The sequence below is a fragment of the Brevibacillus humidisoli genome, from assembly GCF_020923435.1.
Classification (GTDB): Bacteria; Bacillota; Bacilli; order Brevibacillales; family Brevibacillaceae; genus Brevibacillus_E; species Brevibacillus_E humidisoli.
On the sequence record NZ_CP087263.1, the window covers coordinates 4485001 to 4499406 of the forward strand.

The following is a 14406-nucleotide window of genomic DNA, read 5'->3' on the forward strand; positions in this document are numbered from 1 at the left end:
CCGAAGGGGGCCGGGAGAGTAGGACGCTGCCAGGCGGTTTGACCTCTTGTGAGGTTGGACTCTTAGATATTGTCGTACCTTGAAAACTGGATAACGAGTATAGACAAGGAATGCAAGACGTGGCATGTCCCACGACATGACACGAAAAACGTGTGGTTTCGTCTGCTAAAAGCGCCAACGTCCTGTTGGGTCGGCTAGAGACGTCCCGTCCATGGGACTACGCCGACACTAGCACGTCCTGTGCGTCGCAACGCAGACATAATCACATCCGTGTGGTTAAGTTACTAAGGGCACACGGTGGATGCCTTGGCGCTAGGAGCCGAAGAAGGACGCAGCGAACTGCGATAAGCCTCGGGGAGCGGTAAGCACGCTTTGATCCGGGGATCTCCGAATGGGGCAACCCACCATCCGTAATGGGATGGTATCCGTCACTGAATCCATAGGTGGCGAGAAGGCAGACCCGGTGAACTGAAACATCTAAGTAGCCGGAGGAGAAGAAAACAAGAGTGATTCCCCTAGTAGTGGCGAGCGAACGGGGAAGAGCCTAAACCGCAAGGTTATCCTTGCGGGGTTGTGGGGCGTCTCACGTGGAGTTACAAAAGACGCGCGTAGGTGAACCATCTGGAAAGGTGGACCAGAGAGCGTGACAGTCGCGTAACCCAAACGCGCGTCTCTCCGAGACGGACCCCGAGTAGCGCGGGACACGGGAAATCCCGCGTGAATCTGGCAGGACCATCTGCTAAGGCTAAATACTCCCTAGCGACCGATAGTGAACCAGTACCGTGAGGGAAAGGTGAAAAGCACCCCGGGAGGGGAGTGAAACAGAACCTGAAACCGTGTGCTTACAAATAGTCGGAGCACGATCAATGTGTGACGGCGTGCCTTTTGTAGAATGAACCGGCGAGTTACGGTAGCGTGCAAGGTTAAGTCGAAGAGACGGAGCCGCAGCGAAAGCGAGTCTGAACAGGGCGCAAGTACGTTGCCGTAGACCCGAAACCGTGTGATCTAGCCATGTCCAGGGTGAAGGTAGGGTAACACCTACTGGAGGCCCGAACCCACGCACGTTGAAAAGTGCGGGGATGAGGTGTGGCTAGCGGTGAAATTCCAATCGAACTCGGAGATAGCTGGTTCTCCCCGAAATAGCTTTAGGGCTAGCCTCGGATGGGACCCCGCCGAACACGAGCGTAAGCTTGGGTTCGGTGGGTCCAGTGAGAGTCTTGGAGGTAGAGCACTGATTGGGCTAGGGGCCCTCATCGGGTTACCGAACTCAGTCAAACTCCGAATGCCAATGACTTATGTCCGGGAGTCAGACGATGAGTGCTAAGATCCATCGTCAAGAGGGAAACAGCCCAGACCATCAGCTAAGGTCCCCAAGTGTACGTTAAGTGGGAAACGATGTGGAGTTGCCCAGACAACCAGGATGTTGGCTTAGAAGCAGCCACCATTTAAAGAGTGCGTAATAGCTCACTGGTCGAGTGACTCTGCGCGGAAAATGTAACGGGGCTAAACGTACCACCGAAGCTATGGCAGTCCGTACGGACTGGGTAGGGGAGCGTTCCAAGCAGCGGTGAAGCCGTACCGGAAGGAGCGGTGGAGCGCTTGGAAGTGAGAATGCCGGTGTAAGTAGCGAAAAGACAAGTGAGAATCTTGTCCACCGAAAGCCTAAGGGTTCCTGGGGAAGGCTCGTCCTCCCAGGGTTAGTCGGGACCTAAGCTGAGGCCGAAAGGCGTAGGCGATGGACAACAGGTTGATATTCCTGTACCACCTTTGTTCCGTTTGAGCGAGGGCGTGACGCAGGAGGATAGGGTGAGCGGCCTACTGGATGGCCGTCCAAGCAGCAAGTGTGGTATGCAGGCAAATCCGCATACCATCCAGCACAAGCTGTGATGGCGAGGGAAATACAAGTACCGAAGTCCCTGATTTCACACTGCCAAGAAAAGCGTCTAGTGAGGAACAAGGTGCCCGTACCGCAAACCGACACAGGTAGGCGAGGAGAGAATCCTAAGGTGCGCGGGATAACTCTTGCTAAGGAACTCGGCAAAATGGCCCCGTAACTTCGGGAGAAGGGGCGCCCCGGTAGGGTGAGGGTCCCCGCCTGACACGAGCGTAAGCTTGTGTCAGGTGGGCTGAGCCCGAGGGGGCCGCAGTGAAAAGGCCCAAGCGACTGTTTAGCAAAAACACAGGTCTCTGCGAAGCCGCAAGGCGAAGTATAGGGGCTGACGCCTGCCCGGTGCTGGAAGGTTAAGGGGATGAGTTAGCTTCTGGGCCCCGCCGAACGCGAGCGTAAGCTTGTGTTCGGTGGGTAGAAGCGAAGCTTTGAACCGAAGCCCCAGTAAACGGCGGCCGTAACTATAACGGTCCTAAGGTAGCGAAATTCCTTGTCGGGTAAGTTCCGACCCGCACGAAAGGCGTAACGACTTGGGCGCTGTCTCGGCAAGAGACCCGGTGAAATCATAATACCTGTGAAGATGCAGGTTACCCGCGACAAGACGGAAAGACCCCATGGAGCTTTACTGTAGCCTGGTATTGGAACTTTGTGCATCATGTACAGCATAGGTGGGAGCCTGAGAATCCGGTGCGCCAGCATCGGGGGAGGCGCCGTTGGGATACCACCCTTGATGTACGGAGTTTCTAACTCGGCACCCTGATCGGGTGCGAGGACCATGCCAGGTGGGCAGTTTGACTGGGGCGGTCGCCTCCCAAAAGGTAACGGAGGCGCCCAAAGGTTCCCTCAGAATGGTTGGAAATCATTCGTAGAGTGTAAAGGCACAAGGGAGCTTGACTGCGAGACCTACAAGTCGAGCAGGGACGAAAGTCGGGCTTAGTGATCCGGTGGTTCCGCATGGAAGGGCCATCGCTCAACGGATAAAAGCTACCCTGGGGATAACAGGCTTATCTCCCCCAAGAGTCCACATCGACGGGGAGGTTTGGCACCTCGATGTCGGCTCATCGCATCCTGGGGCTGTAGTAGGTCCCAAGGGTTGGGCTGTTCGCCCATTAAAGCGGTACGCGAGCTGGGTTCAGAACGTCGTGAGACAGTTCGGTCCCTATCTGTCGCGGGCGCAGGAAGTTTGAGGAGAGCTGTCCTTAGTACGAGAGGACCGGGATGGACGCACCGCTGGTGCACCAGTTGTCACGCCAGTGGCACAGCTGGGTAGCTATGTGCGGACGGGATAAGCGCTGAAAGCATCTAAGCGTGAAGCCCCCTCCAAGATGAGACTTCCCACAGCGCAAGCTGGTAAGACCCCTCAGAGACGATGAGGTTGATAGGTTCGGTGTGGAAGCGCGGCAACGCGTGGAGCTGACGAATACTAATCGGTCGAGGACTTATCCACACTCTCTTTTCCTTGTTCTATACTTCTGTTATCCGGTTTTGAAGGTGTGACCTACTATACACCAAATCGATAAGCAAAGCAGGAATGTTCTCAACTTGTGCACAGAGCCCGGGTTGGGTTTTTTTGTTTTTCTCATCGGCAAACTTCACAGGGATGATGATAAATACTTGGGAAAAGTATACAATAAACACATAAAGAAGATAACAGAAGAACGTATCTGCCGCACGAAGATCCGCATACCAAGAAAGACAATCACACTGGTCCGTATCGTCGTCCAGTAAAGATAGGTTTGTGAAGGAGAGCACTGGGATGAAAAAGATTTTGATCTTTTCCGCTTCCATTGGTAACGGTCACAATCAGGCGGCAAAGGCCATGCAGGAGAGTTTAGCTGGAAAAGGGTATTCCTCCATGATTATCGATACGTTGGAGTACATCAGTCCAACCTTTCATAAAATTTTGCTGGAAAGCTACACAAACCTGCTCAAGCTTTCTCCGAAAACGTGGGGAAGAATCTACCACAACTCAGAAAAGACACGATTTTTCGATATGAATGTGTTTGTCAACAAACTATTGGCCAACAAGCTGAAAAAGTTGATCAACAGTGTAGAACCGGATGCTTTTGTCGCAACGCATCCGTTTGCCAGCTGTATGCTGTCCGTGCTGAAAGGTCGAAATGAATGGATGATGCCGATCTATACGGTTATTACCGACTACACCATTCATCCCTCTTGGATCAACCATCATATCAACTACTACTTCATAGCGCATGAGCAGTTATTTTATCTGGTAGACATTTACCGGAAGGACTATCAAAAATTTAAACCGTTTGGCATTCCGATCATGAAAAAGTTCAGGGAACCTGTCAATGAGGAGGAGGTCTACAAGAAGTTTTCGATCTCTCCCGACCGAAAAACGTTGATTCTGTCCGGGGGTGGACTCGGCCTTGGCCCGATGGAGCAGGTGCTGCAGGGTTTGGAACAGATTGAACATCCCTTGCAGACACTGGTGTTGACCGGGTTAAACGAGAAACTGTATGCGAAGGTTTCGGGTCGTACCTATCGACACAAGGTGATTCCTCTGACCTATATCGACAACTTTCACGAATGTCTCCACGTAGCCGACCTGATTGTCACCAAATCAGGTGGCCTCACGACAGCCGAAGTGCTAAGCAAACAAGTCCCCATGATTGTATACAATCCGCTGCCGGGACAGGAAGAGCGCAACAGTCATTTCCTGCTGAACAACGGGTGTGCGGTTCATGCTCAGGTGACAGAGCAGCTCATCTATTTTATTGAGGAATTGCTCCATGACCCGACGAAAGCAGACTACATGAGGAGGATGGCGCAGCTTGTAGCCAAACCGGATGCGGCAGAGCACATCTGTCAGTTTATCATGGCGGATCTGGAGGCAACTGCAAGGCAACCAGACTTTACCCAGAGGTGAGAAAACTTGTCCAAGACATATACGATACTGTTTGACATGGATGGTACACTGCTGCAGACGGAAAAGTTGGCTGTTGCAGGATTTACGTGCACATTTGAGGAACTGAGACAGAGAGGGTTGTGGGACGGCCCGATGCCCGATGAGGAGCAGCTGACAAACGTGCTGGGATTGACGTTGGAGCAGGTATGGGGAACTCTCCTGCCGGGGGAGGACGAAAGCACGAAACAGCTGGCAGATCGTCTTATGCTCTCCCACGAGCAGCGGCTCCTAAAAGAAGGGGTCACGGATCTATACCCGGGCGTTCGGGAACTGCTGGCAGAACTGCACGCCCAAGGAGTTGCCTTGTTTGTCGCCAGCAATGGGTTGGAAGCGTATATAGACAGTATCTGTGAACACTTTGCGATCAAATCCTACTTTACAGATCTATACTCAGCTGGACGCTTCCAGACCAAATCCAAAACCCAGTTGGTGGAAAAACTGCTTCACGATTATCCGGTCAAACAGGCCGTTATGGTGGGGGATCGCCAATCAGACGTGCAAGCAGGAAAGGCAAACGGCCTTTTTACTATTGCTTGCGACTTTGGCTTTGCCAAGCCGGGAGAATTGGACGAAGCGGATGTGATCATCCATCAGTTTAGCGAATTGACGGCACACCTTCCTTTTTCTTTGACCAATAAAACGTGAGTCTGCCACTCCTTCAGGGGTGGTTTTTTGGTTTTAAGATTGATCTTTTCGAACACAATAGTGAATGGGATGGCTCTTGCCAAAAACGAAAAAACGACTTATAATGAAAGTCAAATATAGTCAAAGTCAGGATTTGCTCTTGTGGCGGTCCATCAATCGTACAGACGTAGAGACCAACAGATCTTGCAGCAGATCTTCATAGGTTGAGTAAGAGGAGGAGGCGCTTTGCGTAACATTTCGGACATCATCGAACAGCATCTCAAGCGTATTCTGCAGGAAAGCCCTAACGGCCTGGTAGAGATCCAGCGCAGTGAGCTTGCTGATATGTTTCAATGTGTGCCTTCACAAATCAATTATGTTATAAATACGCGCTTTACGATTGAGAAAGGATATGTTGTGGAAAGCAAAAGGGGTGGAGGCGGATATATCCGGATCCGAAAAGCGCAAATCACCAGCAAATCCAGGCTGCAAGAACTGCTGACCGAAGAGCTGATCGGAAGCAGCATCACACAAGGTGCGGCGTACGCGATTATCGATCGACTTCACGAAGAAGGGATCATCAACTCCCGAGAGGCTGCCTTGATGAAAACGGCAACGTCGCGAACCGTACTCAATCTGGAGACTCCACTTCGGGACCGTCTGCGGGCCAACCTGTTGAAACACATGATTGCCTCGATTTTGATCCGCTAGGAGGGAGGGCCGACATGAACTGTGAAGAATGCGGAAAACGACCGGCTACACTTCACCTGACGAAGATCGTCAATGGAGAAAAAACGGAATATCATATATGTGAGCACTGTGCCCAGGAAAAGGGGGACGTGATCTCCGGGTTTGACAACTTCAGTATCCATAACATTTTGTCTGGGCTGCTCAACTTTGATCCGATGGCGAAGAACAGCGTGGGCGGTTCGTCCAACAGCCAAACAGCGACGCAAAAAACACTGCGCTGCGAAACCTGTGGCCTCACTTACGCCCAATTCAGCAAAAGTGGTCGCTTCGGCTGCAGTGACTGCTATCGCTACTTCGGCGATCGGCTCGATCCGCTGTTCAGACGAATACATGGAAACACCAACCATATCGGAAAAGTCCCCGAGAGAACAGGCGGACAGTTGAAGATACGCAAAGAGTTGGAACAACTGAAAACGGCATTGCAGCAGTACATCAAGACGGAAGAGTTTGAAAAGGCGGCGGAAATCCGCGATCGCATTCGAGCTTTGGAGAAAAAGATGGATCAAGCGTAAGTGGAGGAGGTGAGAGGGCACCATGTCTGTGCAACAATTTATGCAGAATCCGTGGAGCAACTGGATGAAGGGAGAGGGACCCGATGCGGACATCGTCATCAGTACCCGCATCCGTATCGCCCGCAACCTTCGTCATCAGCCATTTCCGCTGCTGGCTACCGACTCACAGGCAGAAGAGGTGGTTCATCAGGTAGCCAACGCCAGCCGATCAAAGGCGATGAGCAAAGCAGGGCCGTTTGAACTGATCATGATGGATAAACTGCAGCCGTTGGAGAAGCGAGTCCTGGTGGAGAAGCATTTGATTAGCCCCAATCTTGCCGAGGAATCCCGCAAAGGAGGGGTTCTGCTAAGCGACGATGAATCGATTAGCATCATGGTCAACGAAGAAGATCATATTCGAATCCAGGTGCTGATGCCCGGCTTTCAGCTAAAAGAAGCGTGGGATATCGGCAGCCGGATTGACGATATTTTTGAAAAGCATGTGAACTACGCTTTTGATGAAACACGCGGCTATTTGACGAGTTGTCCGACGAACGTCGGCACGGGTATTCGCGCCTCAGTGATGCTGCATCTGCCCGCGTTGGTGATGACCCAACAGATCAGTCGTATTCTGCAGGCGATCAACCAGGTGGGGCTGGTGGTAAGAGGGATCTACGGCGAAGGCAGCGAAGCGTTGGGCAACCTGTTCCAACTGTCCAACCAGGTGACGCTTGGGATGTCGGAGAGCGACATCTTGTCCAACCTCTATAGTGTGGCTAAACAGATTGTCGATCAAGAACGGGTGGCAAGGCGCTATCTGCAGGAAAACTCCTCGCTCGCCCTGGAAGACCGCATCTGCCGATCTTATGGCATTTTGCTTCATGCCCGTACAGTTGAGTCCAAAGAGGCGGCACAGCGGCTGTCTGACGTTCGTCTCGGCATCGACCTTGGTTTGATCAAAAACGTTACAACCTTTACCATCAACGAACTACTCGTTATGACGCAACCTGGCTTTCTGCAGCGACACGCCGGACAGAAGCTCACTCCCGAACAACGGGACGAACGACGGGCTCGATTGATTCGCGAACGTCTGGCAGCCCATTCTGCTTAACAGAACAGTAAATCGGAGGTGCATGGATGATGATGTTTGGTCGTTTTACAGAACGCGCACAAAAAGTACTCGCACTTGCATTGGAAGAAGCCGTTCGACTGGGCCACAAGGACATTGGTACCGAGCACGTTCTGCTGGGATTGATTCGCGAAGGCGAAGGAATTGCAGCCAAAGCGCTGCAGTCGCTTGGCCTGGGCCTCGACAAGATTCAAAATGAGGTCGAATCGCTGATCGGGCGCGGATCCGAACAGCCGACAGCGGGCAACTACACCCCCAACTATACGCCACGTGCCAAAAAAGTAATCGAACTCTCGATGGACGAAGCCCGTAAGCTGGGTCATACCTACGTGGGGACGGAGCACATCCTGCTTGGCCTGATTCGCGAAGGTGAAGGGATTGCGGCCCGGATCATGAACAACTTGGGCGTGAGCTTGAACAAGGCCCGCCAGCAGGTGCTGCAGTTGCTGGGCAGCTCCGAGATGATGTCGTCTCACCAGCCTTCCGGCAACAATCCGGCCGCAAACACACCAACCTTGGATAGTCTGGCCCGTGACCTGACGGCAATCGCCCGTGATGGCGGACTGGATCCTGTGATCGGCCGACAAAAAGAGATTGAGCGTGTTATCCAAGTGTTAAGTCGCCGCACCAAGAACAACCCTGTCCTGATCGGGGAGCCGGGTGTCGGGAAAACGGCGATTGCAGAGGGCCTGGCCCAGAAAATCGTCAACAACGAAATCCCGGAGACCCTGCGTGACAAACGGGTGATGACGCTTGACATGGGTACCGTAGTGGCGGGAACCAAGTACCGGGGAGAATTCGAGGACCGACTCAAGAAGATCATGGACGAAATACGCCAAGCGGGCAACATCATTCTGTTTATTGATGAGCTGCACACCCTGATTGGCGCAGGTGGTGCGGAGGGGGCGATTGACGCCTCCAACATTCTCAAACCGGCCCTGGCACGCGGTGAACTGCAGTGCGTAGGCGCCACCACGCTGGACGAATACCGCAAGTACATTGAAAAGGATGCCGCGCTGGAGCGCCGCTTCCAACCGATCAACGTCGACGAACCTTCGGCGGAAGATGCGGTCAAGATCCTGCATGGCTTGCGCGACAGATATGAAGCTCACCATCGGGTGAAGATCACTGACGAGGCGATTGAGCAGGCGGTTAAGCTCTCTGACCGCTACATCACGGACCGGTACCTGCCGGACAAAGCGATCGACTTAATCGACGAGGCGGCATCCAAAGTACGCCTGCAGTCCTTTACCGTACCGCCAAATCTAAAGGAACTGGAAACACGGCTTGAGGAAGTTCGCAAAGAGAAGGATGCAGCCGTTCAGTCACAGGAGTTCGAAGAAGCAGCAGCACTCCGTGATCAAGAACAGAAACTGCGGGAAGAACTGGAGCAGACCAAGAAAGACTGGAAAGAACGGCAGGGCAAACTAAACATGGAAGTAACGCCCGAAGATATCGCCCACGTAGTCGCCAACTGGACTGGCATCCCAGTGGTTAAGCTGAAAGAAGAGGAAACAGAACGACTGCTCAAGATGGAGGAGATCCTGCATAACCGGGTGATCGGACAGGATGAAGCGGTCAAGTCGATCTCCCGTGCGGTTCGCAGGGCTCGTGCCGGCTTAAAAGATCCGAAGCGTCCGATCGGCTCGTTCATCTTCCTCGGACCGACCGGGGTCGGGAAAACCGAGTTGGCCCGCGCCATCGCTGAGGCATTGTTTGGTGATGAGGATGCGATGATTCGCATCGACATGTCCGAATACATGGAGAAGCACTCTACCGCTCGATTGGTCGGTGCCCCTCCAGGATACGTCGGTTACGATGAAGGCGGCCAGCTGACGGAAAAAGTGCGCCGCAAACCGTACTCCGTGATCCTGCTCGACGAGATTGAAAAGGCCCATCCCGATGTGTTTAACATTTTGCTGCAGGTACTCGATGACGGCCGTCTGACTGACTCCAAGGGTCGTACTGTCGATTTCCGCAACACCGTCGTGATCATGACCTCCAACGTGGGAGCCAACATGATTCGCAAAAACACTTCGCTGGGCTTCACCACCGGTGAGACCGAGAAGAAATACCAGGATATGAAAGACAAGGTCATGGACGAAATGAAACGCACGTTCCGTCCGGAATTCCTGAACCGGATCGACGAACTGATCGTCTTCCATTCGCTGGAGCAGGAGCACATCGAGCAGATCGTCTCCTTAATGACCGAAGAACTGCGGAAACGTCTGAGAGAACAAGAGATCGACTTTAGACTGTCAGAAGAGGCGAAGAAGCTGTTGGCCAAAGAAGGGTTCGATCCGGCTTATGGTGCAAGACCGCTTCGCCGTGCGATTCAACGAAACATTGAAGATCGTCTGTCCGAAGAACTGCTCAAAGGTACGATTCACAAAGGGGACACTGTCCATATCGACGTAGAAGACGGCCAACTCACCGTGAAACGACTGGAACACACTACTAGCAAATCGTAACCTGTTGAGACCCTTGCGTATCGTAAGGGTCTCAGTCTGGAGACAAACGGGTGGCGCGGGGGAGAGTAGCTCTTTTCCTCCAGTCGCCCCGTTGCCAACCAGCGAGGAAGTGGGACTGGCGCAGCTGAGCTGGTTGGCAAGAGTCGCCCCTTCCGGAAAAGAGCTACTCTCCGCCTGTACCGAGGTTTTGTCTACACGCAGACACCTTCCTTTTTCGGAAGGTGTTTTTTTGCTTCACCGATAAGCAAGTGTATGAGTCGAAGGAGGCAACCAAACACCCCTTCCAGGACAGGATTCAAGCTGTTCGTATGGGAGGATGCCATAATGTGCGACAAGATGATCGGACGAACGCAAAGAAATGTTGCACCCACAAGCAACCGTTGCGAGGCGAAAGAGAAAAACAGGTGAGCGAAAGCCTTGTCAGTGCCCACAGAGTCGGAGCGGAAACAAAGCGGTACACGCTTGGCGGCCAACTGCTCCCCTGAAATGCCATCGCCCCTTGAGGGCTTTTGGTCGCCGTACCGCTTTGTTGGAGTGGAGACGGTCATTCCAGCTTCCTTGCGGGCACTGGCACGAGCGGAGCGAACCTGTTTTTTCTCTTTCGCCCCCCACTATAGCTCGTTCAAAGCGCTTTGGTCCGCTCCATACAGGAAATGGCGAATGGCTTTGCTTCTGCTCTATGCAGGAAAAAAGCCCGGCCTGCCGAACTATGTAAGAATGAAAACAGAGAAGCGGGAGTATAAGTATGTCAAAGTATAAAACGAAATACGCATGCCAAGAATGTGGCTATGAAACGCCCAAATGGATGGGAAAGTGTCCCGGATGCGGCTCGTGGAATACAATGGTAGAAGAGCTTGTTGCCAAGTCTGCCGTCCGCGGCGGGGAAAGACATTCCCTTACGAAACAGACTGCTCAGCCGATCACCGAAGTGAAAAGCGAAGAAGAGCCTCGATTTGATACAACCATGAATGAGCTAAACCGAGTCTTGGGTGGCGGACTCGTTCCCGGGTCGCTGATCCTCGTGGGAGGTGACCCGGGAATCGGCAAGTCAACCCTGCTGCTCCAAACCTCGTTTGCCTTGGCTGGTCAGGGGTACAAGGTCTTGTACGTTTCAGGAGAAGAGTCGGCCAAACAAATCAAGATGCGCGCGGAGCGTTTGGCCATGCAGACACCCCAGATGTTTGTCGTATCTGAGACTGACCTCACGCTGATAGAAGAGCAGATTGAACAGGTAGACCCGGCGGTGGTGATAGTTGATTCCATACAGACAGTATTCCATCCTGCTGTGACTTCTGCAGCTGGAAGTGTCGCACAGGTGCGGGAGACGACCGCGCACCTGATGAAGATTGCCAAAGGAAAAGGGATCGCTACGTTTATCGTCGGCCACGTTACCAAAGAAGGGGCGATCGCCGGACCACGCATGTTGGAACATATGGTTGATGCCGTCTTATACTTTGAGGGAGAGCGCCACAATACCTTTCGCATCCTGCGAGCTGTAAAAAATAGGTTTGGCTCGACAAACGAGATGGGTATCTTTGAAATGAAAGAGCGCGGGTTGGAGGAAGTATCCAACCCTTCTGAAATTTTCCTCGCAGAGCGACCGGTTGGCGTGGCCGGATCTACGGTTGTAGCCAGCATGGAAGGGACAAGGCCGGTACTTGTCGAGCTGCAGGCGCTGGTATCGCCAACCAGCTTCGTCACGCCACGACGGATGGCCACGGGAGTGGACCACCAGCGGGTCTCCATGATCATGGCTGTGCTGGAGAAGCGGGTTGGACTGATGCTGCAGAGCCAGGACGCCTACATCAATGTAGCGGGAGGCGTACGTCTCGACGAACCGGCAGTAGACTTGGCGATTGCTGTCAGTGTAGCCAGCAGCTTTCGCGACAAAGCTGCAAATCCTCACGATGTTGTGATCGGAGAGGTAGGATTGACCGGGGAAGTACGAGGTGTTGCGCGGATTGAGCAGCGAATCCGGGAAGCGCAAAAATTGGGATTTAAAAGAACGATCATACCGGAAAAAAATGTTCGCGGCTTGGATGTCCCAGCGGGATTGGAGATTATCGGGGTGAGCAATATTGAAGAGGCTCTGCGTGAAGTATTAAGGGGGTAAAACATGCAGGAAACGTTGGAAAAAGAGGCATCAGTAAGCGACGTACTTCGCTTTGTCGCACCTGGAACAGCCCTGCGTGAGGGATTGGAAAACGTGCTGCGGGCCAAAACCGGAGCGTTGATCGTGGTCGGTTTTAGTCCCGATATGAAATCGATTGTAGATGGCGGCTTTTCCATTAATTGTGAGTTTACTCCCGCTAATCTGTACGAATTAGCAAAGATGGATGGGGCGATCATATTAAGTGAAGACGCCAAGCGTATTTTGTTTGCCAATACGCAGTTGGCACCGGCCTCCGGCATCCCCTCCGGCGAAACAGGCACCCGCCACCGTACGGCAGAACGAACGGCGAAACAAACCAGTCATCTGGTGATTGCCATTTCGCAACGTCGCAATGTGATTACACTGTATCGGGGAAGCTTTCGCTATGTTCTTAAAGATATCGGTGTTATTTTGACCAAGGCAAACCAGGCGATGCAGACCCTGGAGAAATACAAAGCTGTTCTGGATCAAGCCCTGACCAATCTCGGGGCACTGGAGTTTGAAGAATTGGTAACCGTTTACGAGATTGTCTCTGTGATGCAGCGGATTGAGATGGTACTGCGCATCAAGGCGGAAATCATCAAGTACATTCACGAACTGGGCACCGAAGGTCGATTGATCAGCATGCAGTTGGAAGAACTGGTCTCCAACATTGAAGACGAGGCGTACCTGTTGATCCGTGACTACAGTCGGGACAAATCGGTTGACCCGCACCACATACTAGCTAAGATGAACCAATTATCATCAGAAGAGTTGTTGGAGTTGGAGCCGTTTCAGCAGCTTCTTGGCTTTGCCGCAGGCACCAACCCACAGGAAGAATCGGTATCACCCCGCGGGTACCGTATCCTTCACAAAATCCCCCGGCTGCCAAGCACAATCGTTTCCAATCTCGTCTCTCATTTCCTTACTCTTCCGCGCATTATGATGGCGACAATTGAGGAATTGGACGAAGTGGACGGCATTGGCGAAGTACGTGCCCGTGCCATCAAGGATGGTTTAAAAAGGATTCAAGAACAGGTGTTCATTGACAGGCATATATAAAGTACAATAGTATAGAGGCATTATATTGTGTATATGTAAGTGCAGGTATCAATCTGATCTTTTACTATGCCTGGGAGTCGGAAGCTGCCGACTCTCATCATCATTCAGGAGGTAAACCCCTATGTTCGTGAAAGCATTGCCGAACATGTTAACGATAGGCAATCTGTTTCTGGGGATTGTTGCGATCATCCTCGCATTTCAGGGTGATGCTTACGTCGATTACGCTGCGATCACCGTCATTGTTGGCATGCTGCTGGACGGGCTCGATGGGCGCGTGGCTAGGATGTTGAATGCACAGAGCGACTTCGGCAAGGAGCTGGACTCTCTCTCAGATGTGATTACATTTGGTGTAGCGCCTGCCTTCATCATGTATGTAGTGGCGCTGCAGCAGTTGGATCTGCTCGGTATCTTGATTACGGCGATCTTCCCGATTTGTGGAGCGCTACGCCTGGCTCGTTTCAACGTTCAGTCTGGAGTGCCCGGATATTTTGTGGGCCTGCCGATCACAGCTGCCGGCGGTGTACTGGCGACACTGGCATTATACAACGAAGTGTTTACGATTGGGCCGCTGGCCGTTGGGATGCTGCTCTTGGCATTTCTGATGATTTCCCGTGTGAAATACCCCAACTTTAAAAAAGTAGGGATTCCCAAAGCGGCTTACTGGATTACGCCAATCATCGTCGCGATTGTGATTTTGTTTGCGGTGAAGTATCCGGATCAATTTCCGAAAATCGTCTTCTTGCCGCTGGCTCTGTACGCCTTGTACGGAATAAAAAAAAACGTTGACTTTTTCCTGAAGAAACGAAACAAGCAAGACGTGGGCGAGGAAAAATCAGTTCCGTTTGAATAGAAGGACAGACAAAAACCCCGTTGAAAAATTTCAGCGGGGTTTTGTGCAACCTTCTTCTACGTTGCTTCGTATGAATAGATA

At 52.4% G+C, this 14406-nt stretch carries 10 protein-coding genes and 2 rRNA genes (1 of these 12 only partly in view); all 12 read left to right on the forward strand.

What is annotated here, in order from left to right; all coding sequences use genetic code 11:
- Positions 1-35 (forward strand): 5S ribosomal RNA (gene rrf / locus LOK74_RS21815); it begins 82 nt to the left of the window's first position.
- A 239-nt stretch (positions 36-274) separates the two neighbouring features.
- Positions 275-3335, forward strand: a 23S ribosomal RNA gene (locus LOK74_RS21820).
- Between the two features lie 309 nt (positions 3336-3644).
- Positions 3645-4778 carry an MGDG synthase family glycosyltransferase gene (locus tag LOK74_RS21825; RefSeq protein ID WP_230044068.1) on the forward strand — a complete coding sequence of 378 codons (1134 nt, stop codon included), beginning with the start codon at positions 3645-3647 and terminating at the stop codon, positions 4776-4778.
- 6 nt (positions 4779-4784) lie between these two features.
- Entirely contained in the window at positions 4785-5462 is a 678-nt protein-coding gene (locus LOK74_RS21830) for an HAD family hydrolase (RefSeq protein WP_230044069.1), read from the forward strand.
- A gap of 225 nt (positions 5463-5687) precedes the next feature.
- Positions 5688-6152 (forward strand): CtsR family transcriptional regulator, encoded by a 465-nt coding sequence (locus LOK74_RS21835; protein WP_230044070.1) that lies wholly within the window; start codon positions 5688-5690, stop codon positions 6150-6152.
- A 14-nt stretch (positions 6153-6166) separates the two neighbouring features.
- On the forward strand, positions 6167-6703 hold the full coding sequence (locus LOK74_RS21840; protein ID WP_230044071.1) for a protein-arginine kinase activator protein McsA: 537 nt from the start codon (positions 6167-6169) through the stop codon (positions 6701-6703).
- A gap of 22 nt (positions 6704-6725) precedes the next feature.
- Positions 6726-7793: a protein-arginine kinase McsB gene (locus LOK74_RS21845; RefSeq protein WP_230044072.1), complete on the forward strand. Its 1068-nt coding sequence runs from the start codon at positions 6726-6728 to the stop codon at positions 7791-7793.
- A 29-nt stretch (positions 7794-7822) separates the two neighbouring features.
- A complete protein-coding gene (locus LOK74_RS21850) occupies positions 7823-10282 on the forward strand; it encodes an ATP-dependent Clp protease ATP-binding subunit (protein WP_230047096.1) in 2460 nt (819 codons plus the stop codon).
- Positions 10283-10699: 417 nt separating this feature from the next.
- On the forward strand, positions 10700-11041 hold the full coding sequence (locus LOK74_RS21855) for a hypothetical protein (protein WP_230044073.1): 342 nt from the start codon (positions 10700-10702) through the stop codon (positions 11039-11041).
- Complete coding sequence (radA, locus tag LOK74_RS21860; protein ID WP_230044074.1) at positions 11028-12395, forward strand: DNA repair protein RadA; 1368 nt, start codon at positions 11028-11030, stop codon at positions 12393-12395. Before LOK74_RS21855 ends, radA begins: the two co-directional genes overlap by 14 nt.
- A gap of 3 nt (positions 12396-12398) precedes the next feature.
- Entirely contained in the window at positions 12399-13475 is a 1077-nt protein-coding gene (disA, locus tag LOK74_RS21865; protein WP_230044075.1) for a DNA integrity scanning diadenylate cyclase DisA, read from the forward strand.
- Between the two features lie 121 nt (positions 13476-13596).
- The gene (gene pssA, locus LOK74_RS21870) at positions 13597-14325 is read left to right on the forward strand and encodes a CDP-diacylglycerol--serine O-phosphatidyltransferase (RefSeq protein WP_230044076.1); all 729 of its coding nucleotides are present in this window, start codon (positions 13597-13599) and stop codon (positions 14323-14325) included.
- Positions 14326-14406 lie beyond the last annotated feature (81 nt).